Raw genomic sequence first — 246 nt, 5'->3', positions numbered from 1 at the left:
ACCTAATATTTTATCCACTTCATCGGACTTAGCAGACAAGAAGAGAATAGGGATACGTGAAACTTCTCTTATTCTTTTACACAAATCATAACCTTCACCATCAGGAAGCATAACATCTAATATTACTAGGTTTGGTTCGAAAGCTTGAAATCTTTTCCATCCCTCTTCTATCGTGCCTGCCAAATTGATTTCAGAAAACCCTTCCTTTGTTAAGCTTGTTTTTATTAATTGGCATAAGTCTTGTTC

At 35.4% G+C, this 246-nt stretch carries 1 protein-coding gene; it reads right to left on the bottom strand.

Features of this window, described 5'->3' with window-relative positions; all coding sequences use genetic code 11:
• A partial coding sequence (locus Q4548_RS17315; protein ID WP_303457252.1) for a response regulator occupies window positions 1-246 on the bottom strand: 246 nt, incomplete at both ends.

Source organism: Wenyingzhuangia sp. 2_MG-2023 (genome assembly GCF_030548295.1).
Lineage (GTDB): Bacteria > Bacteroidota > Bacteroidia > Flavobacteriales > Flavobacteriaceae > Wenyingzhuangia.
Note: the sequence above shows the minus strand (reverse complement) of the source record. Positions and strands in the feature narration are given on the sequence as shown.